This is a genomic window from Aliiroseovarius sp. ABM4_368 (genome assembly GCF_056161205.1).
On record NZ_JBSWYR010000002.1, the window covers coordinates 114,826 to 137,833 of the forward strand.

General features: G+C 57.1%; 17 protein-coding genes and 1 tRNA gene. 9 read left to right on the forward strand and 9 right to left on the reverse strand.

What is annotated here, in order from left to right:
• Positions 1-33: 33 nt before the first annotated feature.
• Both ACXAH3_RS06580 and ACXAH3_RS06585 read right to left on the reverse strand, forming a co-directional pair.
• Entirely contained in the window at positions 34-1,191 is a 1,158-nt protein-coding gene (locus ACXAH3_RS06580; RefSeq protein WP_474861282.1) for an NAD-dependent epimerase/dehydratase family protein, read from the reverse strand.
• Positions 1,192-1,279: 88 nt separating this feature from the next.
• A complete protein-coding gene (locus ACXAH3_RS06585; protein ID WP_474861283.1) occupies positions 1,280-2,236 on the reverse strand; it encodes an NAD-dependent epimerase/dehydratase family protein in 957 nt (318 codons plus the stop codon).
• 202 nt (positions 2,237-2,438) lie between these two features.
• On the opposite strand from ACXAH3_RS06585, the gene ACXAH3_RS06590 reads away from it, so the two are divergent.
• Entirely contained in the window at positions 2,439-3,422 is a 984-nt protein-coding gene (locus ACXAH3_RS06590; RefSeq protein ID WP_474861284.1) for a glycosyltransferase, read from the forward strand.
• Between the two features lie 3 nt (positions 3,423-3,425).
• On the opposite strand, the gene ACXAH3_RS06595 is transcribed toward ACXAH3_RS06590, so the two are convergent.
• From ACXAH3_RS06595 to ACXAH3_RS06605, 3 genes are all read right to left on the reverse strand, one after another.
• Positions 3,426-4,568 carry a hypothetical protein gene (locus tag ACXAH3_RS06595; protein ID WP_474861285.1) on the reverse strand — a complete coding sequence of 381 codons (1,143 nt, stop codon included), beginning with the start codon at positions 4,566-4,568 and terminating at the stop codon, positions 3,426-3,428.
• Between the two features lie 10 nt (positions 4,569-4,578).
• Complete coding sequence (glf, locus tag ACXAH3_RS06600; protein WP_474861286.1) at positions 4,579-5,724, reverse strand: UDP-galactopyranose mutase; 1,146 nt, start codon at positions 5,722-5,724, stop codon at positions 4,579-4,581.
• 154 nt (positions 5,725-5,878) lie between these two features.
• Positions 5,879-7,180: a M10 family metallopeptidase gene (locus ACXAH3_RS06605; protein WP_474861287.1), complete on the reverse strand. Its 1,302-nt coding sequence runs from the start codon at positions 7,178-7,180 to the stop codon at positions 5,879-5,881.
• Between the two features lie 436 nt (positions 7,181-7,616).
• On the opposite strand from ACXAH3_RS06605, the gene ACXAH3_RS06610 reads away from it, so the two are divergent.
• Positions 7,617-11,084 carry a calcium-binding protein gene (locus ACXAH3_RS06610; protein WP_474861288.1) on the forward strand — a complete coding sequence of 1,156 codons (3,468 nt, stop codon included), beginning with the start codon at positions 7,617-7,619 and terminating at the stop codon, positions 11,082-11,084.
• 212 nt (positions 11,085-11,296) lie between these two features.
• Complete coding sequence (locus ACXAH3_RS06615) at positions 11,297-12,118, forward strand: DUF2793 domain-containing protein (protein ID WP_474861289.1); 822 nt, start codon at positions 11,297-11,299, stop codon at positions 12,116-12,118.
• A 13-nt stretch (positions 12,119-12,131) separates the two neighbouring features.
• Here ACXAH3_RS06615 and ACXAH3_RS06620 read toward each other — a convergent pair whose 3' ends face one another.
• Both ACXAH3_RS06620 and ACXAH3_RS06625 read right to left on the reverse strand, forming a co-directional pair.
• Complete coding sequence (locus ACXAH3_RS06620; protein WP_474861290.1) at positions 12,132-12,830, reverse strand: sugar transferase; 699 nt, start codon at positions 12,828-12,830, stop codon at positions 12,132-12,134.
• Complete coding sequence (locus tag ACXAH3_RS06625) at positions 12,823-14,157, reverse strand: UDP-glucose dehydrogenase family protein (protein ID WP_474861291.1); 1,335 nt, start codon at positions 14,155-14,157, stop codon at positions 12,823-12,825. The genes ACXAH3_RS06620 and ACXAH3_RS06625 overlap by 8 nt, the downstream gene beginning before the upstream one ends.
• A gap of 171 nt (positions 14,158-14,328) precedes the next feature.
• Here ACXAH3_RS06625 and ACXAH3_RS06630 point away from each other — a divergent pair, with 171 nt between their 5' ends.
• From ACXAH3_RS06630 to ACXAH3_RS06640, 3 genes are all read left to right on the forward strand, one after another.
• Positions 14,329-14,964, forward strand: coding sequence for a CAP domain-containing protein (locus ACXAH3_RS06630; RefSeq protein ID WP_474861292.1), 636 nt, complete (start codon positions 14,329-14,331; stop codon positions 14,962-14,964).
• Positions 14,965-15,123: 159 nt separating this feature from the next.
• Complete coding sequence (locus ACXAH3_RS06635; RefSeq protein WP_474861293.1) at positions 15,124-15,345, forward strand: hypothetical protein; 222 nt, start codon at positions 15,124-15,126, stop codon at positions 15,343-15,345.
• Between the two features lie 138 nt (positions 15,346-15,483).
• A complete protein-coding gene (locus ACXAH3_RS06640) occupies positions 15,484-16,914 on the forward strand; it encodes a mannose-1-phosphate guanylyltransferase/mannose-6-phosphate isomerase (RefSeq protein WP_474861294.1) in 1,431 nt (476 codons plus the stop codon).
• Positions 16,915-16,929: 15 nt separating this feature from the next.
• Here the strand turns inward: ACXAH3_RS06640 and ACXAH3_RS06645 are convergent, their stop codons facing one another.
• Complete coding sequence (locus ACXAH3_RS06645; protein WP_474861295.1) at positions 16,930-17,667, reverse strand: YjbF family lipoprotein; 738 nt, start codon at positions 17,665-17,667, stop codon at positions 16,930-16,932.
• A 2-nt stretch (positions 17,668-17,669) separates the two neighbouring features.
• Positions 17,670-19,793, reverse strand: coding sequence for a YjbH domain-containing protein (locus ACXAH3_RS06650; RefSeq protein ID WP_474861296.1), 2,124 nt, complete (start codon positions 19,791-19,793; stop codon positions 17,670-17,672).
• A gap of 215 nt (positions 19,794-20,008) precedes the next feature.
• On the opposite strand from ACXAH3_RS06650, the gene ACXAH3_RS06655 reads away from it, so the two are divergent.
• The 3 genes from ACXAH3_RS06655 to ACXAH3_RS06665 all read left to right on the forward strand — a co-directional run bounded on the left by ACXAH3_RS06655 (position 20,009) and on the right by ACXAH3_RS06665 (position 22,524).
• Entirely contained in the window at positions 20,009-21,166 is a 1,158-nt protein-coding gene (locus tag ACXAH3_RS06655) for an acyl-CoA dehydrogenase family protein (protein WP_474861297.1), read from the forward strand.
• An 81-nt stretch (positions 21,167-21,247) separates the two neighbouring features.
• The gene (locus ACXAH3_RS06660) at positions 21,248-22,336 is read left to right on the forward strand and encodes a CaiB/BaiF CoA transferase family protein (protein WP_474861298.1); all 1,089 of its coding nucleotides are present in this window, start codon (positions 21,248-21,250) and stop codon (positions 22,334-22,336) included.
• 111 nt (positions 22,337-22,447) lie between these two features.
• Positions 22,448-22,524 (forward strand) — tRNA-Arg (locus ACXAH3_RS06665).
• Positions 22,525-23,008 lie beyond the last annotated feature (484 nt).

Sequence of the window (23,008 nt, forward strand, 5' to 3'; positions counted from 1 at the left end):
GCCGCTACTTTTCAGCAGCGGCCCCGTTCTAGTTTATTTCCACAGCGAAACGCAGGGGATCTTGGTCGTGTCGCAGCGATCGGCGTATTTCGCGGCGATCTCTTTGACTTCGTCCATCAAGCCGCCTTCCAGCTTGATCGGCTCAAGACCCAGACCCAGGAAGCGGTCATTGGCGACGAACAGCTCGTTCTCGGCTGCTTCGTTGCGCGGGTTCTCCAGATAGGCAATCTCGGCGCCCATCATGTCGTGGATCATCTTGGCCAGATCACGCACGCGGTGCGTTTCGGTCATCTGGTTCAGGATGTTCACGCGCTCGCCCGATTGCGGCGGGTTTTCCAGCGCCAGCTCGATGCAGCGGCAGGTGTCCTGAATGTGGATGAAGGCGCGGGTCTGACCACCGGTGCCGTGCACAGTCATCGGATAGTCCACAGCGGCCTGCATGATGAAACGGTTCAGAACCGTACCATAGTCGCCGTCATAGTCGAAACGGTTGATCAGACGTTCGTCCATCTTGGTTTCAGCGGTCTGTGTGCCCCAAACGATGCCCTGGTGCAGGTCAGTGACCTTCACGTCGTCGTTCTTGTTGTAGAAGGCGAACAGCAATTGGTCCTGGCTTTTCGTCATGTGATAGATCGAGCCCGGGTTGGTCGGGTACAGGATCTCGGTCTCGGTTTCACCTTCGGGGGTGTCGACCTTAACTTTCAGATAGCCTTCAGGGATCTTCATGCCTGCGGTGCCGTAACCGTAAACGCCCATGGTGCCCAGGTGCACCAGGTGGATGTCCAGACCGCTTTCAACGATGGCGGCCAGAACGTCGTTGGTGGCGTTCAGGTTGTTCGACACGGTGTAACGCTTATGCGCGGCGGATTTCATCGAATAGGGGGCAGCGCGCTGTTCGGCGAAGTGGATGATCGCATCCGGCTTTTCGTCTTTGATCAGCGTCAGCAGGCGGTGATAGTGCTCGCCCACGGTGAAGTTATGGAACTGGATGTCCTTGCCGGTCAGCTCTTTCCAGACGCGGATACGCTCGCCGATGGGGCGGATCGGGGTCAGGCTGTCGACTTCCAGCTCAAGGTCGATTTCACGGCGCGACAGGTTGTCGACGATAATGACATCGTGGCCACGATTGGACAGGTACAGCGCATTCGGCCAACCGCAAAATCCGTCACCACCTAGAATGATTACTTTCATGTTTCTCTACCCGCTATAATTAGGTTGGAACGAGCTATAGACCCGTTTCTATCAAAGGAAAACCTCTATCCACGACAGCTGCGACAGCCTAGCGCGAATAGTAGGTGTATGTTTGCCGAATTCCATCAGCGAAATCGGTAATTTGGTCACCCAAAAGCACCTTCACATCCTCGGCCGATGCGATCACGTCGCGCGGTTCGGTTTTCAGAAGGTCCTCGGCTGGGATCTTGGTATAGTTCAGCTTGTCGCCGCTGGCGGCCTCGATCGCGCCGACCACGTCCATCAGCGTGGTGGAAACACCTGCACCCAGCATGTTCACGCGGTCATAAGCCTCGCCTTCGCGCACGCGTTTGGCTTGGGTTGCAATGCCACGGCCCACGTCGCCGGCATAGATGAAGTCGCGCGATTGCTTGCCGTCACCGTTGATGAACACCTCGCCGCCTTCGACGATGGCACGAGTGAAGGCGTGGATGGCGCTTTTCTTTTTGTCCGAGAAGCGGCCATAAACGTTGGTCATACGGATGACCGAGAACGTGCCGCCGCGCAGCTCCACCAACTTCTCAAGGATCATTTCCTCGGCCGCTTTGGTCGCGCCATAGAAGTTCTTGGGGCAATAGGCCGATGTGGTTTGCACTTCGAACGTGCCGTCAAACAGCGCGCCCGCGGTCGAGATCAAGATGAAGTGGTCGCCGGGTTGAACGGCCTCCATCACGAATTTCGAGGGGTTGGCGATGTTGGCGTCGATGAAGTCCAGCGGGCGATCTTTGGATTCCGCCACGCGGGTTTCGCCGGCAAGGAAGACGAAGATGCGGCCGCCGTCTTTGGTTTTCTGCTGGTCCAGAAACTCGATCGCGCCGGCGTCTTCATAGCCACCTGCAAAGCTGGGCAGGTCCAAGGCTTCGTGCCCAGGAACGGCGTTGGACAGATCGTCGATCACCAAGGGTTCCAGACCGTCAAACTGATCGTCCTGCGCGATCACGTCCAGAATGTTGCGGCCCACAAAGCCAAATCCCCCGATCAGCACCAAAGAGGTTGAGTTTTTCATGTCCAGTCGTCCAGCAATTTATCTGTTTTTGTTGCCTGTTCCCCTAATGCCAACAGCCCCAAAGGTCAAACATTGAGGTCTGAAATCTGCCGGTTGTTTCCCGTTGGCACCGCAAAATGGCAGCGGCATTGACAAGCCCCACAAAATAAGGGGAAAACCCACGACGAACAGCGCGCGCTTACACGAGATCAAGGGTTTGAAAATGCACGATAATGCCAGCCGGAATGGCAGCTTGGTGGCTGTTGTCGTGACCTTTAATCGGTTGGACAAGCTGAAGCTTACGCTGTCGAACCTGCTTCAGAATTCGCCAGTTGGTTTGGCGTCCATTGTGGTGGTGAACAATGCCAGCACGGATGGCACGGCGGATTGGCTGGCTAAGCAAGGCGACCCGCGTCTGGACATCCTGACCAGCGCAACCAATCGCGGCGGTGCTGGAGGGTTCGAGCAAGGATTGCGCCATGCGCTGACCCAGCATCAGGCCGATTGGTATGTGGTGATGGATGACGATGCATGGCCCGAGCCGGAGATGCTGGACAGCTTCATGGCGGGTGACCGCCCGGACGATACGGCAGTCGCGGCGGCAGTGTACTATCCCGATGGGCGCATTTGCGAGATGAACCGCCCGTCGGTGAACCCATTCTGGTCGCCACGCACGTTCGTGCGCACGTTGGTCAAGCGGCGCGACGGCTATCACATCCCGCCCAGCGCTTATGAGGCCGACGCCCCTACCCCCATCGACCTGACGTCTTTCGTGGGGCTGTTCATCTCGAAGCGTATGCTGGACACGGTGGGTCTGCCGGATCCGGGGCTGTTCATCTATGGTGACGACGTGATCTATACGCTGGGTCTGCGCAAGCGCGGATTTAAGATCAAGTTCGACCCGTCTGTGCGCTTTGTCCACGATTGCTCGACCTTTCAGAAGGACGAGAAGAAGACCTATAAACCGCTGTGGAAAGTCTATTACGCTTATCGCAATGGGCTGATCATGTACCGGCGCGCGGCAGGTATCCTGTTCTGGGCGCTTCTACCGGTGTTGCTCATCGCATGGAAACGAGCCGCAAACCGCTATGGCGACGACAAAGCGGCCTATGAGGCGCTGCGACGAACGGCGGTATCAGACGGGCTGCGCCACCACACCACGCGGTCGCATTCTGAAGTTTTGGAGATGACCAAGATCGAGGGCTAGGTCTTAATTTCCGCGCCCGAACTTGGCTTTCAAACGGCGCTTGATCTTGCGAAACAAGTAACCGGGCTTTTCCATGTCACGAAGGCGTGCGGCAACATTGGCCAAATGCTCGGCCTCATAATTCAAGCGCCCCGACAGCCTGTTAATCTGGTGCTGCTTTTCGATTAATGCTTCGCGGTGCGCGGTAACAATCTTGGAAAGATAGATCAACGCGTCTTCCGCACCATTCGCATAGACATTTTGCCCACCGACCGGTTTGTCGTCGAACAAATGATCACGCCCAAGGGCCTCGCGCGCAAGGGTGTCATTATCCGCTTGGCAGCGATCAAGAATTGTCTGGCGAAGTTCTTGCGAAACAAAGGTCGCCCGGGTGTCGTCCAACTCCGGCAATTCGTAATCGGCAAGTATCTTTGCGAACTCGACCGGGCGCACGGGTTCGTCGTGACTGCCGTTGAACAAAGCGTTCATATAGCTTTGCGCCGGACCCAGAGAGACATTGCGTTCACCCATTGCCTCGGGCCCAAGAAGGTCAATGGGGATGCCAAATTCGGCACACAAATAAGGCACGCTACCGCCAGCCTCCCGCATCGCATCATAGGTCATCACCCGGATGCGGTCGGTGCCCAGCGCGGCCCAGATGCGATACTGACCAAGGTAATCCAGCTCGTGCCAACTACGGGCTAACCACTCGTCCGGCGTCTCGACACCGCGTGTCAGCGCCATTTTGTGCTTGAGACCCCATTGGCGATAGGCGCTTTCGGCCCATTCGTCCTGTCGCCTGAGACACATCGCAATTTGAACTTCATCAAAGACCTGCGTCTGGCCGACAAAACGTTCGATGATGCCAACCACAGCGGTCAGATCCGGCGCCATTCCGATGGTTTCATTCGACCAAATAACGGTCGAGACTTCTGGTGCGTCGGCCGCAGCCCGCTCTAAAGCGTTCAGGGCCGAGGCAAGATACTCCGGCTCACCTGCATGGAATTGCGCCTCGAGCTCGTCTTCTTTCGGCACGGCAAATTTGAGGCGCGGACCTGCGCAGAGGAGGCCTGCCTGTTTCAACGTGTCAAAACTGTCCCGAATGGCGTCCTGAAACGCGGTTGTCCCGGTTTTTCCCAGACCTACATGAAGGATCAGCTTTGTCATGGCGTATTCCCTATGGCGTGACCGCAAAGGTCGGCATGTCGGTTCCGTCGGCAACCGATTTGCGGAACATGTCGGCGGTGTCCAGCGCCTCGCGGATGGTGACATCCATGTCGAGGTAGCGATATGTGCCAAGACGCCCCACGAAGGTCACGCCTTTGGTGGTCTCGGCCAGTTCGACATAGTCAGCCAGCAGGGCTTTTTCATCGACCTGACGGATCGGGTAGTAGGGAATGTCATCCGGGCCGCAAGCGCGCGAGAACTCGCGATAGCAGACCGAGCTTTCATGGGTTTCCCACGGGCTGAAATACTTGTGCTCGGTGATGCGGGTGAAGGGGATGTCTTCCTCGCCATAGTTCATCACTGCGCAGCCCTGATAGTCGCCGTCATAGGTGAACCGTTCGAAGTCAAGCGTGCGATAGCCAAGGCGGCCCAGTTCGAAATCAAAGTACCCATCCAACGGACCGGAGTAGAAAACGTGGTCATATTGGTCCGCTTGATCGCGGGTAAAGCGGGTGTTCAGATGCACGGTGATAGAGGGGTGATCCAGGATCTTCTCGACCATCTTGGTATAGCCCTCTTCCGGCATCCCTTGGAATTTATGGAAGAAATAATTGTCGTCATAGTTAAAGCGCACGGGAAGGCGCTTTAGGATGCTGGCGGGCAGCTCGGACGGCTGCATCCCCCACTGCTTGATCGTGTAGCCCTTGAAGAACGCCTCGTACAGGTCTTTGCCGACGAAGCGCAGCGCCTGTTCTTCGAAGGTCTCGGGGTCTTCGATCGAGGTATCGGCCTGCTCGCTTGTGATGAACTCTAACGCCTCGTCCGGGCGCATCGATCGGCCAAAGAACTGGTTGATGGTGTGCAGATTGATCGGCAGCGAAAACACCGTACCCTTCGAGGTTGTCTTCACGCGGTTCTTGAATGGCAGGAAATTGGCGTGCTGATTCACATAGTTCCAAACCTGTTCGTCGTCGGTGTGGAAAATATGCGGGCCATAGACATGAACCATGATGTCAGTCTCGGCGTCGCGCTCGGTGTGGCAGTTGCCTGCGATATGGTCGCGGCTTTCAACGATGGTGACCTGATGCCCGTCCTCGGCCAGCTCGCGTCCGATGACGGCACCGCTTAGACCTGCTCCGACAAGTAAGATGTTCATCGTAATCTCCAACCTGAATATCCCGGGCGTTGTTCCACATCCGGGGGAACTTGGCAAACAGGAATGGAATCGCCCGAGCTGATCTTAAAGGGGCTGCACAATGCAAAGGGGCCAACCACGACATGTGATTGGCCCCTACATAACTTCATGCAGATCAGATGAACGAGATATCGTCCACAAGATCCATCGTGTTTGATAAGCCTTGGACGGTCAATGTAGCGCCATTGTCGAGCTCGATCACAACATTTCCATTTTTAACAAAGGCATTGTCGTTCAGGAACTGCTCCACGTCAGTCGTCGCTACAAGGCTGCCTTTGATTTCAATCCGATCGCCTTCGGAATTGTCAAAGTCGGTTATTTTGTCATTCCCGGCATTGAACACGAAAACATCCGCATCAGCACCACCTGTCATGGTGTCGTTTCCATCGCCTCCGTCAAGGCGATCATTGCCCGCATTGCCAGCCAACTTATCTGCCCCGGCACCGCCCTTCAGGACATCAGCCCCATCGTTTCCGAACAGCTCGTCTGCACCCTTGGCCCCAAACAGCTTGTCTTTACCATCGCCCCCCCGGATCTCGTCATTGCCGAGCTGACCATACAGCTTGTCACTGCCAGCGCGGCCATAAAGCTCGTCTGCCTTGTCACCACCAAACAGATCGTTGCTGCGCGCATTCCCGTAAAGCTTGTCTGTGCCGCTTCCAGTTTTAGCGTTCTCGATCCACGTGCCACGCTCGATCTGAACATTGTATGTCTTGCCAAGAACATTCGAAAACGCGCCGGGATTCAGATCAATTTTTTGGTTCTTCCCGGTCTTCGAGAAATCCATCACGTCTTCGCCACCCTGGTCGTAGATCGTAATGGTCATCACTGCTTTGGTTTCTGTGAACTGCTTTGCCGGCCCTTTGGCATTCGAGTCATACCCCCAGGTCGTTTTGCCTGTGTTAACCTTCTTACCCCCCGTCGGCTCGCCATAGAGCTTATGAACGGCTGCTATATCGGCGGGCATCGGGCTGAGCGTATAGGCGAAAGAGCCTTTTACATTCGGGTTCTCGGTCTGCGAGAAATAGGACATGATCGACATTTGCCAGCTATCATTGGAAAACCGCGCGTCCTCCGAAAATGTACCGCTTCCGTTATAGTTTCCGGCATGGCCCAGCCCAAGTGCGTGGCCGATCTCGTGCAGGAAGGTTTGATAACCATAGCTGTCGAGCTTGTATTGCTCGCCACGATACCAATCTTTCGGGATATTGACCTTGGCCTTGGTGATATCGCCCTTCGAATTATAGTTCGTGACGGCATAGGCACCAGATTTGTCATTCTGGACGAATTTGATGTCAGCTTTGGACGCCTTGACGTGTTTGAACTCGATCCCTGTCGTGGCTGTCCAGGCTGCAAGTGCTTTCTTCGCAAACCACTTACCAGCTTTCGACAAACCATCCACGTTATAGTTAAGCACCCGCCCCGGGCGCAGATCGAAAGCAGCGTTCGCGGGATCTCCGAAATAATGCGCTGAATCTACAGTAAGCTGCCGAACAAAATCGCTGACACTTCCATGGGGTTTGCCTGCATAATGGATTTGTTGGGATCCCCCTTGATTAAGAAACCAAAACGAATCTTGCTGCAATGCCAACATCATTCCTGAACTCTCCACTTTCACTCTAAAGGCAACTGTTTCGCCAGACCCTGTTTCGAGCACAGAACTAAGGCAAGAACGCGGCAAGTGACAGTCCTGAATTAGGCAGTGTGGCGCGCATTCGTTAAAGAGTAAGTAACTTTCAATTGCTTATAATTCCTAAATAAAACCCTGACAGCGGGTAAACTGCCGTTAACTTCCAACCAACACACTCGACATGCGTCTTTTAGGCGCGTGGGTAAAAATGAGGGTGGTTGGGGTGACCATTTTTAGTTTTGCTGGCACCAGTTTTGGTGCCGGTCATTCATATGCGTCAGGCATAACAGATCTTCAGATTGTGTGGCAGGGCGACCAAGTCCGATTGGTGTCGATCAGCGCCTCGGCGAATGGGGCGATGATTTCGACCATTGGGCCGGGCGCGTCACTTTTTTTGTCTGATCAGACCGGCACGGGCAATGGGGCTGTGTCATCATCGAACCCGGTGCTTGAAACAGTTACCCATCAGGGTGACACGTTGCTGATGGCTTTTGGGCAAAGCGACTGGGCGATCAGCGGGTTGACGCTGGAACCCGGCGCGTCGATCTCGTCACCCACGCAATATCAATGGGGGCCGGAAGGGATCGGATTGCTGACCGCAATGGGGTCAACAACCATGGGCGGCACTACCCATATCTATACCGCCAGCATCACCGGCACCAGGTTTCGCCATTATGTTCTGGACGAAAGCGACACATTCACACTGCAAGACGATCTAAGTCAGCCGGAATATCTGAATGCGCCAGATTTGATTGATATCGAAGTGATCGACACAGGCACAGAAACACTGCTGATCGCGGCGTCTTCGTCCGGGAACGGAATTGAAAGCTATCTGCTGGACGCAAACGGCTCCCCCACCTTGGTGTGCGCACACAGCGCCGACACATTGCTGCCGGTCGGGACGCCGACGAAGATGGCAACCGGTATGGTTGGAGACCAGCATTTCGTCGTTTTGGCCGCTGCGGGAAGCTCGTCCCTGACGGTGTTGCGTGTCGATCCCGGAGGCGAGTTGACCCCTGTGGACCACGTTATCGACAACAAGTTCACGCGTTTTTCGGATGTCACCGAACTGACATCGGTCGAGATTGACGGGCGCTTGTACATCATCGCGGGCGGATCGGATGACGGGCTGTCCATGTTTACATTGATGCCGGACGGGGCACTGGTTCATCTGGACACCATCTGGGACACGAATGCGACGGCGCTTCAGAACATCTCGGCGCTTGAGGCGGTAAATATCGACGGGCAAATCGCGATCTTCGCCACCAGCGAAACCGAGACAGGAATCACGCGTTTTACAGTGGATCCTCCTAACGCTGGCGAAGCGCTGGACGGGGGGATCGGCACTGACCTGCTGACCGGTGGGGCGAATGCCGATATGTTAATGGGCGGGTATGGCAACGACATTCTGACAGGCGGCGGCGGGCGCGACATTCTGAACGATGGCGACGGGCAGGACATTCTGACCGGAGGCGCCGGGGCCGATCTGTTTCGACTAAGCAGTGACGGCAAAGAAGATACGATCACCGATTTCGACCCCACGCAGGACACGTTGGATCTTAGCGGCTATCACATGCTGTACGACGCCGGCCAGCTTCAAATTACATCGAAAATCTGGGGTGCGATTATCACCTATCGGGACGAGGTGCTGAACGTTTATCGCGCGGGCGGCGGGTCGCTGGATGCGACGGATTTCAAAACTGAGGACGTGTTGACTTTGGACCGTCCACCCAACGGGTTCGACTACTTCCCGGAAACCATCAGCGGCACCACCGGCAACGACACCATAGCCGGAAACCTAGGCTTTGACACGCTGCATGGCATGGCGGGTGATGATGTTCTTATGTGGTCCGGCGGGGGCGATCTTTTCTATGGGGGCAGCGGTGTCGATGCCGTGTCTTATGCTCTTGCCGCTGGGGGCGTTCTGGTCAATTTGACGACAGGTGAAACTGATCACGCCGCCTTGGGGGACCAGTTTGATTCCATTGAGAATCTAATTGGGTCAGAGTTCGCGGACGTGTTGATTGGCGACGCCAGAGACAACATCCTAACCGGAGGCGATGGGGATGACATTCTGGGCGGCGGCGCGGGCCGCGACTGGTTGGATGGAGGCGCAGGGCTGGACAGTGTCAGCTATGCCTTAAGCGATCAGGCCATCACGATCTCGCTGCTGGATGGCACCGGTGGCTCGGGCGATACATTAATCAGCATCGAAGGCGTCGTAGGCAGTGCATATGACGATGACATCACCGGTGACAATGCCGCAAACCGATTGGTCGGAGGCGGTGGAGCGGATCTACTGGATGGCGGCGAGGGTGACGACATACTGGACGGAGGAGATGGGGACGATCTTCTGATTGCCGGACTGGGTGCCGACCAGTTTATCGGCGGGGACGGTACGGACACTGTTGATTACTCGGCTATTCAACAACGGTTGATCTTTGATCTGACCACCGGATCGCGCGGCGGTGCGGCTGTGGGGGATCAGTATGACTCGATCGAAGCCTTCATCGCCACCGACCTAAATGACAACCTGGGTGGATCTGATAACGGCGAAACCTTGATCGGAAATGGCGGCGACGACATCATCCGCGCCAATGGGGGTGATGACAACGTGCAGGGTGGCACTGGCAACGACCGCCTTTGGGGCGGGGCGGGAAATGATCTGCTATATGGGGGCTCGGGCGACGACATTTTGTATGGGCAAAGCGGTGACGACCGCTTCGTCGGTGGTGCTGGCGTGGACACGTTCATAGGAGGCAGCGGGATCGACATCGTAGATTACAGCGATGTGACCGAAGGCTTCATTTTCAACTTCGCCACAGGGGCGCACACCGGAGATGCAGCTGACGATGTCTTCGACTCGATAGAAGGCGTGGTGGGTGGCAAGGGTGCAGACACACTGATCGGAGCAGAAGGGGACGAGGTCGTGGAAGGTGGTGCTGGGCGCGATCTGATCGACGGTGGCTCTGGGAACGACACGCTGATCGGCGGCGGCGGGAACGACACATTCCTTGCAGGTGACGGGGCCGACTGGTTTGACGGCTCGGGCGGGTTCGACACGCTGGACATGCGCGCCAACACCAGCTCAGCCACGGTTGATCTAAGCCGGGGTGAAGGCTCTGGCAGCATGGCGGGCGACCACTTTGTCAGCATGGAAAAACTGCTGGGAACACGCTTTGCCGATCGTTTCATCGGCGATGCCGCCGACAATCGGCTTGAGGGGCGAAACGGCGCTGATACGCTGGCAGGCGCAGGTGGCAACGACAAGTTGTTGGGCGGCAAGGGGGCTGATCAACTGACCGGCGGGAGCGGTAATGACACGCTATGGGGTCACAACGGGAACGATTCTTTGGCTGGTAGCAATGGACGTGACACTATACGCGGGGGAAGTGGGCGCGACACGCTGGATGGCGGGGCCGGCAGGGATATGCTGTATGGCGGCGCCGGACGCGACACATTCCTGTTCAACGGCGGCGCGGACCGCATTCGTGACTTCAACCACCGGACAGAACGGCTCTTGTTCGACAAAGAGCTTTGGGGTGGCGGGCGCAAAGCGGTAAAAAAGATCCTGAAATTTGCCGAGATCAAGGGCCAGAAAGCCGTGTTCGATTTTGGCGGCGGGGATAAGCTGGTGATCGATGGGGTAACGAGCCTGTCTCAACTGAACGACAACATCGAGTTCTACTAAAACGTTTAGGTTTCAACCTGACACAGGGGGAAACCGAAACGCAGCCCAAGATGTCGGCGCTGCAGGCGCTTCGCGACAAACTTGTGCCTCAAGTGTATCCCGAAACGCTTTAGGTTCGGTCTGCCACCGGGCTGCAACGTACGCCGCAGTCCGGCGGCGTTAATCATTTTCACCAATCTACTGGACGGGAAAAACCTTTCGCGGAGAACCCTATGAGCCAGTCACCTGTCCTGTCCCTGCCCCTGATCCAACCGTCTCAGGCGCAAAAACACGTCACCCATAACGAAGCCCTTCGGGTTCTGGATGTGCTGGTGCAATTAACGGTGCAAAGCGCCAACGACACCGCCCCGCCAGTCGCAGCAGTGGACGGAGACCGCCATATCATCGCCAGCGGCGCAACGGGCGATTGGACCGGTCACGATCACAAGATCGCCCTGCTGGAAAACGGCGTCTGGCAGTTCTTCGCCCCGCTGGAAGGCTGGCGCGCGGACGTCACTGCAACAGCCACGCAGATGCGCTTTGACGGCAGTATCTGGGTCGCGGTGTCTCCTGACACCAGCAATCTGAGCACAGTGGGCGTGAACACCAGCGCGGATGCGACGAACCGGTTGGCGGTATCCTCGGACGCGGTGCTGTTGTCGCACGCGGGCGCATCGCATCAGTTGAAGGTCAACAAGGCCAGCACCTCGGACACAGCGTCGCTTTTGTTTCAGGACAACTGGTCGGGCCGGGCTGAAATGGGGCTGGCAGGGGATGACGACTTCTCGATCAAAACCAGCTTGGACGGGTCTGCTTGGAACAACACCATTGTCGCCACGGGTGGTGGAAATGTGGGGATCGGCAAGATCCCGGACGCCAAACTGGATGTGAACGGGGTGATGAAGCTGACCCCGGTTCTGACAGCAAACTTGCCCGCTGCAGCGGCCATCGGCGCGGGCGGGATTGCCTTCGTGTCGGATGCGACCGGTGGGGCGCAGCTGGCTTACAGCGATGGTACGGCGTGGTTGAAAGTGGCGGACGGATCAGCGCTGTAACTCGCCCTAGGACTTACTGCCCGCGAATACGGGCAGCGCGACGGCCTGGCAGCGGCAAGAGTTTTGCCGCTGTCAGATACAGCACATACAGATCCAGCATCGGCGATTTGTTCCGGTGATAGATCATGTCCAGATGCGCCTTGCGGGGAATGCATCGGCGCACATAGACGTCTTCTGATTCCGCTTGGGATTCGCATTCCGCCAGCATCTTTTCTTCATGCGAATGAAAGATGATCGAGGCCAGCCCGGTGATGCCCGGACGGTCAAGCAGCACTTGCTGATAAATCTCGGGACAGGCGGCGACATAGCGCGGCTCGGGCGGGCGCGGACCGACAAAGCTCATCTCGCCCTTTAGCACGTTCCAAAGTTGTGGCAGTTCGTCCAGACGGTGATTGCGCAGATACCGGCCTAGCTTGGTGATTCGACCCTTCTTGTGCCCCCCGGTGATACCCACATTTTCATGCGCGGGCACGGTCCGCATAGTGCGGATCTTCATCAGGTCGAATTCCTGTGTGAAGGTCGTGTTGCGGCGCGAGCGATAGATGAACGGGCGTCCATCCTTCACCAACACCACGACATAAAGCACCGCAAGCGCGGGAATCACCGGCACCAAAAGCACAAGTGCCAACACGATGTCGAAAAGTCGTTTCAACCTTTGCCCGTTCCGTTTCTTGCCTGCCGCCTCCCATGTCTGGAAAGTTGCCTCAGTCATTCCATTCTCCGGTGCCGAAGCCGCGACGGCCTACGGCACAATAGGCCGAGAACCCCGCACGCTTCGCATCAGATGGCGAATAGATGTTGCGCAGATCCGCCATGGCCGCTGTCCCCATGCATCCGGCCAGACGTTTCAGGTCCAACGCACGGAACTCGTTCCATTCGGTCAGAAGCACAACAGCATCCGCATTCTCGGCTGCCTTATACGCATCTTCGAACCAATGTGCACCCGGCAAAAGCGCTTCACCCTCTGACAACCCCTGCGGGTCTACGACGCGTACAGTCGCCCCTCCGCCGATCAGAGCTGGAACAATGGTCAGGCTGGGCGCGTCGCGCATATCATCGGTGTTGGGTTTAAAGGTGACCCCCAATACGGCGATTGTCTTTCCTGAAACCGACCCGCCGCACATATCGACCACCTTGCCAACCATCCGGCGCTTGGCGTCTTCGTTCACGGTTATCACGCTTTCGGTGATCTGCATCGCCATGCCGTTTTCCTGACCGATCCGGGCCAGCGCCTTGGTGTCTTTGGGAAAGCAACTTCCGCCATAGCCGGGACCCGCGTGCAGGAATTTGTTGCCGATACGGCCGTCCAGCCCGATGCCCTTTGACACCTGCTTCACATCCGCGTCCACACGTTCGCACAACGCTGCGATTTCGTTCATGAAGGTGATCTTGGTCGCAAGGAAAGCGTTGGCCGCGTACTTGATCATCTCGGCGCTTTCCAGATCGGTCGTGACGATAGGGAAGTCGCGTAGGAAGAGCGGACGATAGATGTCGGCCATGACCTGCGCCGCGCGGTCGCTTTCCACGCCAACCACAACGCGGTCCGGGCGCATGAAGTCGTCGATCGCCGCCCCTTCACGCAGGAACTCCGGATTCGAGGCCACATCGAAATCGAGGCTGGGATTGGCCTTGGAAACGACTTCGGCCACGCGGCGATTCGTACCGACGGGTACGGTCGATTTGGTGACAACTACGGCATAGTGATCCAGCGAATCAGCAATTTCTTCTGCGGCGGCAAAGACGTAAGTCAGGTCTGCGTGGCCGTCTCCGCGCCGAGTTGGCGTTCCAACGGCAATAAAAACGGCTTCAGCGTCGGTGATGGCCTCTTTCAAGTTTTCGGTGAAGGTCAGACGTCCAGCCTGGACGTTTTTCGCCATCAAATCTTCCAGCCCGGGCTCGTAAATCGGAACCTTGCCAGCTTCGAGCATCTGGATCTTGCGCGGATCTTTGTCGACGCAAACGACTTCGTGTCCAAAATCAGAAAAACAAACGCCCGATACAAGCCCAACATAGCCCGTTCCAATCATCGCGATTTTCATCGGTATTTTCTCTCATATATTTAATAAATCACTAGAACTTTGGTGCGGGAAACGCCGCTTCAAGTCAATGGAAAGCGCCATATTATGGCCCAGAAACAGCCCGGCGTTCCTCAGTGACTTTTTTGTACTCGATATGTTACACATCAGGCACCACTCAATTCGGAGCGTCCTATGGCACGCAACTTCCTGCCCTTGCTTTTGATGGCGTGTTTTGCAGTCTTTCTGTCCGTAAACACTGCACAGGCGAAATGCGCTGTTCAGCGTGTGGCGGGTTCTGAAAAAAGCATTTCTTCCAATAAGATAAACCAATCCCTGCTGGATGCAGCCATCCTGGCCGAGGTGAATTTTCACCGATGCAAACACGGATTGCGGAAGCTGGCGCCGGCCGGCGGCTTGCGCAAGCAGGCCAGCAAGCACTCACTGTGGATGGCCAAGTCCGGCAAGCTAAGCCACAAAGCCACCAAGGGGTCGGCACGCACGCTGGCAAGCCGGTTAAAGTCCTCGGGTCAGAGGTTTAGAACCGGGGCCGAGAATATTGGCGTCATGCGTTTGTACAATATAGATGGTCGCCGCTTTCTGATTCGGTCATCGGGGAAATGCATGTTTACCACCCCTTCGGGCCAACCCTTGGGGCGGCACAGCTATCGCAGTTTGGCGCAGCTTGCGGTGCGTGAATGGATGAAATCCCCGAGTCACAGAAAGAACATTTTGCTCCGAAAAGCCAGCCATATGGGTTCAGGAGGGGGGATTCGCCCCAACTCACGGCATTGTGGTGCGGTTTTCCTTACCCAGATATTTCTTGGGTGATATCGGGGTATTGCAACAGGGCCACAGGGTCTAAAACTTAGCTATCATATGGCGACTGATCCGAAAATCAGACTTCCAATGCCGTCTCTTGTGTGCAAAACAAACATGGACGGCTCGCTAAACCAGCGCTGCCCGCTAATTAATTATGGAGTATGAGACATGAAAAAAGTCATGACCCTTGCCGCTGCTGGCATGTTCGCCCTGACCGCACCTGCTTTTGCTGGCGGCTACAGCGACCCGGTTGTTGAAGAAGAAATCGTAGTAGTTGAAGAAGCTGCAACCTCGATCGGCAACACCGGCGCAGCTCTGCTGGGCCTGGCCGTAGTTGCTGGCATCATCGCTGCTTCGGACTCGGACGACTCGACCTCGACCACCAACTAATATCGACTGCTTCGTAAGAAGCTTTCGGTTGAAACGGCAAGCCTTCGGGCTTGCCGTTTTGCGTTGAAGGGGACATGATTCCACCAAAGCGTGCGTGGGCCGCTTGTAACTGAGATCATGTAGCCGGAGACCTTCGACGTGAAAAAGATCGTTCCGATCGTATTGGCCGGAGGCATCGGAACGCGGCTTTGGCCGATCTCGCGGCAAAGCTATCCCAAGCAATTCCGAAAACTGGGCGCGGCTGACAGCCTGTTTCAGGACACCATCAAGCGGTTTCATGGTTCTCTATTTCAACGCCCGATCATCGTCACCAATGAAAGCTATCGCTTTCACGTGGTCGAGCAGATGGGCGAGATTGCAACCCTGCCCGAACAAATCCTGCTTGAGCCGAAATCGCGCAATACGGCCGCGGCGGTTTTAGCGGCCACTCTGGCGGCGCTAAGCAAAGATCCCGACGCCATCTGCATCGTGACACCGGCAGACCACTTGATGCCCGACCACGCGGCCTTTGCCGAATGCGTGTCCAAAGGGTTAGATGCCGTCCAAGCGGGCCACATGGTGACCTTCGGGATCACCCCGGACCGACCCGAAACCGGTTATGGCTATCTAGAGCTGACCGCCCGCCCTGCCCCGGACCAAGATACGATTCTGTTGGCAAGCTTTACCGAAAAGCCTGACGCACCAACCGCCGCGCAGATGCTGGCTGGTGGTCACCATTTATGGAACGCTGGCATTTTCCTGTTCCGCGCCCGCGACATGATCACGGCATTTGAAACTCATGCACCCGAGATGCTGCCCCCTGTCCAGGCGGCTTTGACTGATAAAGAGATGGACCTGGGCTTTACCCGATTGCCGCAGAACCATTGGGACAGCCTGCCGGATGTGTCCATCGACTATGCCATCATGGAAAAGCAGCGCGACCTACATGTTGTTCCGTATGACGGACACTGGTCGGATCTGGGCGGCTGGCAGAGCGTATGGAGGGCAGAGCTTGACGAGACCTCGGACGCGGGCACGGTCACGCTTGGCGACAGTCATGCAATTGACTGTCAGTCGTCGCTCCTTCTGGCCGAGCACTCGGATCAGGTGCTGGTCGGGTTGGGGCTTGAGAATGTGATCGCAGTCGCCACCAAGGACGCGGTTTTGGTGGCCGACAAAAGCCGATCCAGCGACGTCGGTGCGCTGGTCAAAGAGCTGACGAAGCGCAGCAAGGAACAGGCCCAGACAATGCCGCGCGACTATCGTCCATGGGGCTGGTTTGAACGGTTGGTGGCCGGGCCGGGATTTCAGGTGAAGATCATCACTGTGCATCCGGGGGGGGTGTTGTCGCTGCAATCACACGCGCGCCGCGCCGAGCATTGGGTGGTGGTCGAAGGCTGCCCGACCGTGACCATCGGGCAGGACAGTTACGATGTTCCTGCCAACCAATCCGTTTATGTCCCACTAGGGGAGCTGCACCGGCTGGAAAATAACGGTGCTGAAGATGCCGTACTTATCGAAGTTCAGACCGGCGCCTATCTGGGCGAGGATGACATCACGCGCTACGAAGACGCCTATGCGCGCAGCTAGCGCACAGGCTGCCGGTTACAGGCGCAGGTTCTGAATGGCCAAGCTGCCGATCCGCTGACCAACCCACTGGCTGGATTTCAGAACGCGTCCGCCCCCATCGACCCAATAGACATTGGTGAAGGAAATCGCATCCTTGCGGCAGGTTTCTTTCAGGATGACCGCATTGGCGTTGACCTCGCCCAAGGCGACCCTTTCGGTGCCCGAGCGGCGTAGCGAACAGTTCAATGCCAGTTCGGTGGTTTGGCCCAGATCGCCCAAGTAATAGTGCTTACGAGTATAGTCAGCGTTCCGTCGCGACGTGATGGCGGACACAGCCGCGTCTATGCGCGAGGACATCAGATCTTCGCCCAGCCCACGCGTATTGGTCATAACCCCGCGCTTATAAGTGATGCCCTGCCCCGGCGCGCTACCCCAAGTCACATAGCCGCCGTTGCGGCCCACGGGGTTCATTGCCAGCACGGCGTTGGTGTCGATGCGCACGACAATGGCGATAGGGCCTTTGGTGGCCGACAGCGCCTTGGCGACAATCGCGTTCGGATCTGCCGCCGCAGCCGGTGCCGCGTTGGCGGCCGGCTTGGTCAACTTACGCCCGGCACGTTTCGCAACATTGCCAGTCGCGTCTTTCAGATAGCCCAGCGTTGCGTTCGGAAGCTCGAACTCTTGCTTGTCGGACCCGCAAGCTGTCAAAGCAAGCGCCGCGCAAAGGCCAAGTGTTGCCGCGCGCAGCGGTGATTTCAGTGAAAAGCCCAGCACCATTACCTCCAGAACTTGCCCCAGCGGCCAGCATAAGCATCGCCGTGCCCGTCTTCCACCCAGTCAAACAGGCGACCATCTACGCGCAAGCGCGCGCCGCCGTCTCGGGACAAGGACCGGATCTGAGCACTGGAATCGCCACGCGACGGAGTACCCAACGCCCATTCCAGAGGGATGGACAGGCGAATTCCCTTGTCGAACGAACCCTCACCGAAATCTTCGGCAGAAACATTGGTCTTGGTGAAGTAACCACCGACTTTCCAACCATTTGCGAAGGTCCGGTCAACGGCAAAGGTGGCGCCGTAATCCCCAGCCAGATAGCGGCCCGCATCCACGCGGGTCGAGAACCCGTTGCCCAGATCATAGTAGGCCGAGACATGGCCTGTTACGACGTCATAGTCACGGAAGCCAAACAGTTGGTCATAGTCGCGCTGCTTGACCCAAGCGACCTCGGCTCCGACAGCCAGTCGGCTGTCCACAGGTTTCCACAGGACCTCGGCAGACACACCACCGAACATCTTTTCCAGATAGCCAATGGTCACACGGCTATAGAGGTTCTTGCCAGGACGTTCATACCAAGTCGCGGTCAGGTGCTGGATCGCCGGGTCGCCCTCTTGCGCGTAGAGCGCAGCATGTGTCCGAACTGGAGGCAAGGCGGACGAGGCATTGAAATCGGAATCATCCAGGTTACCCCAGAGGCTTTTCTGCACGGCTCCCGAAAGCACAAGATTCGGAGCCAGATGGTATTTCGCGCTGAGACGCAGGCCAAGGTCACCCCGGATCGGGCTGGACGGGTCGAAATAGCTTAGCGACATATAGGGTGCCAATGCCCAGGAGAAACGCGTGTCCTGGCGCACCAGCTCCGAGTTTTTCACCGATGTAGGCGTGGCCTCGTCGATGGTAACACGCTGATAGATGTCATTGGCCGGCGCATGCTCTAGGCGCTCGATATCGCTGCGGCGCATGGTGACCGTCGACAGTGGCAGACCATTCTCGACGATGGTGATCTTGAAGCTCTCGACCGAAGGGGGCAATGCGTGAGTCAGAACCCGAGCGGTCCGCCCGATGGCCTGCGGCTGCGAGTTATAGCGACGGTTGTCGATCTTCAGCTCAGCCCGCGTAGCGCCAAGGGCCATAGACTTCAGTTGGATGCCTTCTTTGCTCAGCGCATCGCCAACCACCTTGCGGATCCCGGCCTGATCTTCGGAATTCGAGACCCAATCGGTGCTCCACGCAGCTGAATCTGCCCGCGACGGGCGCGGCTTAACTGGCAAAGGGGCCTTTTCGTTGCCCGAGCGCGCCAAAGGCTGACGGGGGTTCAGACGAATGGTCAGGCCTGCGCCGAACATGCTGCCCGCCACATATGCTGCGTTCAGATGAATGGCTGGGGCAACTTGATAATCAATGCCGAAATTGAAGGGCGAGTTATGCTCCAACGTGCCGCGACGCTCTTCGACCGTGAAAGCATCCGACGAGTATTCGGCCTTGAGGGTCAGCTTGTCATTGACCTTATAGCTAAGCCCCGCAAAGGGTGCGACATCACCGCGGAACCACTGGCTGACATTCAGATTGCCACCGCGTCCCGCGTCCCAATCCGGGCGGGCGCCCCCTATGGTGCCAATGGAATTATACGAGGCAAGGCGCCCCCAACCAAGGCCACCATGAACCCGCAGCTTGTCGCCAAGGCTTTTGGTCGCAACCACGTATTCGCTGGAATAGACGCCAGTGCCGATAAAATCGCGAATGCCGACCGACACCGCTGGCAGGTATTTCGTTTCATTCAGAACGCGGTATTGAAGGTCAAAACTGCGGTCGAAGAAATCCTGGCCGCGCAAGGGGCCGCTGTTCCAGAAGTTTTCCAGCCGGGTATAGCGAAAGCTGCCCGACAGACGGGGCAGGATCTGGAAGGTCAACGTGCCGTTCGCGTTGGGGCCAAACTGCGAATAAGAAAACGCCAATTCGCTGTCAGGAGCAACTTCAGCCGTCGGCATATGGATCAGGCCCGGTGTCCCGTAAAGCGTATAGCTTGTGGTCTCGGTCCCGACCTGAGCAAGTGCAGGCGTCGCCGCCGAGGCCAGCAGGCCAAGCGTTGCGTATTTTATGAAATCCACCCGTGCAGTAGTCACCGCAGTCTCCGTCTAACGTCTTTTTTCCAATCTAAATACGTGATCCGCGCGTCTAACGCACGTAAAACATATCCGCTGTAGCGGTTTGTGGGGGATTGTCGCGCAATTGCACAAGTTCCCTTGCGTCGGCTTAGCGCGTGTAACGTCACGTTACCAGTCCGATTGCATCCTGCGCGGCGTATAGTTTGAAAAACAACGTAAAATCGGAGCCCGCCATGAGCCTGTTTTCACCCTCGGCCAGCTGGATCAGCGACGAACACCGCATGTTTGCCGACATGACCAACCGCTTTTTTGCAGATGAACTGACGCCCAACATCGAACGCTGGGTCGATCAGGGCATCGTGGACCGCGCATTTTGGAACACCGCTGGACAAGCCGGGATTATGGGCGGCGCCACCCCCGAGGAATACGGCGGAGCAGGCGGCGACATGGGGTTTGAAAGCGTTGTAATCTATGAACAAACGCGCACCGGGGATTGCGGCTGGGGATACGGCATTCAGTCGATCGTCACCCACTACATCACCGCTTATGGTACCGAAGAACAAAAGGCGCGTTGGCTGCCGGGCCTTGCCTCGGGCGAGATTGTGGGCGCGATTGCGATGACTGAACCCGGCACCGGGTCTGACCTTCAAGCGGTGAAAACGCGGGCCGAGAAGGATGGAAATCAATACAAGATCAATGGCTCCAAGATTTTCATCACCAACGGTCAGGCAGCCGACCTGATCATCACCGTCTGCAAGACGGACCCGAGCGCGGGCGGAAAGGGCATTTCGCTGATCGTGGTCGAACCGGATCAATGCGAGGGCTTCCAGCGCGGCAAGAACCTGAAGAAGCTTGGGATGAAGGCCAATGACACGTCCGAGCTGTTCTATGAGGACGTGAAGGTTCCGTTGACCAACCTGCTGGGCACGGAAGAGGGCCAGGGATTCTATCAGTTGATGAAGCAGCTGCCGTGGGAACGGTTACTGATTGCCATTCAGGCGCTAGGCGCGATTGACTTCGCGTTGGAGCAGACCATCGCCTATACCCAAGAGCGCAAAGCCTTTGGCCAGCGCGTCATGGACTTTCAAAACACCCGCTTCAAGTTGGCCGAATGCAAAACGAAAGCCGAGGTTCTGCGCAGTTTCGTCAATGACTGTATCGCACAGTTGATCGAGGGTACTCTGGACGCGCCCACCGCCTCGATGGCGAAATACTGGGGCAGTGAAGTGCAGAACGAGATCATGCATGAATGCCTGCAATTGTTTGGCGGCTATGGCTATATGACCGAGTACCCGATTGCGCGGCTTTATGCGGATGCGCGGGTACAGATGATCTATGGTGGGACGAACGAGATCATGAAGGAACTGATCGCCCGGTCGATTGATGTGTAAGGGGCGCGGCCCCTCGCATCGCCAAGGCTCACCCCGGGATAATTGGGGCCAGAAGAAACGGCGCCCCAGTAGGAGAGGTAATTGAGTGGTGATAAGCCCCTATCCGGGTTGAAGGTTGTCGAGATACAAGGGCTTGGCCCTACCCCCTTCGCTGCCATGTGGCTGGCGGATATGGGGGCAGATGTGGTGCGCATCCAGCGCCCGAACCTGAAACCTCTGATCCCGCAAAAGGTGGATGTGCTGAATCGCGGGCGCGGCTTTGTCGAGCTGGATCTAAAGTCCGAGGCGGACCGGGCCACGGCACGCAATCTGATCAGTCGCGCCGACATGTTGATCGAAGGGATGCGCCCCGGTGTGTTGGAGCGGCTTGGACTTGGACCTGACAATTTCCCGGACAATCCGGCGCTGGTCTATGGTCGTATGACCGGCTGGGGGCAATCTGGCCCTCTTTCCCAAGCGGCAGGGCATGACATCAACTACATTGCCATCTCGGGCGCGCTTCATGCAATTGGTGGAGGTCACCCTGTGCCACCGCTGAACCTGCTTGGCGATTTCGGAGGTGGCGGCATGTATCTGGTCGCCGGGATGCTGGCGGCGCTTCATGCGGCAAAGACCAGCGGGCGCGGGCAAGTCGTGGACGCAGCGATCACCGATGGGACAGCGCATTTGATGGCGATGATCTATTCGCTTTATGGGGCTGGCATCTGGGCTGACGCGCGCGAAACCAATCTGCTGGATGGTGGCGCGCCGTTTTACACGGTCTATGAATGCGCCTGTGGCGGGCACATCTCGGTGGGCGCGCTGGAAGCTAAATTCTATGCAGAGTTTCTGGAGCGGATCGGGCTAGCAGAGGCTGAATTACCCACCCAGCACGACGTCGAGGGATGGCCGAAATTGCGCAATGCGTTCACCGCACGATTCAAAAAAAGAACACGCGATGAGTGGGCCGAGATCCTTGAGGGCACAGATGCCTGCTGCGCGCCCGTTCTGTCATTGGCCGAAGCGCCGCACCATCCACACAACGTGGCGCGCGGCAGCTTTGCGACGTTTGAAGACGTGATCCAACCAAGCCCAGCGCCGAAGCTTTCAGGTGCCACGCCAAGCGCGGAAGCCGGGGAAACGCACACCCCACAGGATGTGTCCACAGTGCTGTCGCGTTGGGCCAGTTAGGCAAATGGAAAACGTTCAACCCATTTGACGCGGATGGATGAAAAAGTCGAAAAAACTTCGACTTTCGCCCTTGCAAACCCCCGGCGGTCCAGTTACATCCCCGCCTACCGCGCTCTGGTAGCTCAGCTGGATAGAGTACTTGACTACGAATCAAGGGGTCGGGGGTTCGAATCCTCCCCAGAGCGCCACTTCTTCCCTGTTGAACGTCACACGAACCTGACCCAACCGTCATAGATGGACCAGAAGCAGGTCGCGTGGACTAATAGAGTTTCGGCCCATTGCGGACACTCGACCAGTAGCGACAATGCCGCGTCTGCGCCCGCATAGCCGCCGTTCGCTGCGCTTGAACGACTTTGAGGTGGTCAACACCTCAAGCGCGGGACTTTGGTGCACTAGCCACACCTAGAATGAACGACCGCATTATACGCTTTGCGCCGCAGAGAAAGAACAGCAAGGGCAGAGAGCTGATCTCCACTGCTTTTGCCAGTTTCTCATCATTCGCCTAGCAAAGCAGACACTAGATCTGCATTAGACCCGTGTTCTTCTGTGCATTGCTGCGGATAGATCGCCACGGAAGGGTTCGTCTGAAAATTGACTTTTCCCGAGATGCGCCAAACCCACATGTATTGGTTCGAAGGCTATCAGCGTCTTGGGGTACCATAGAGGATCCCG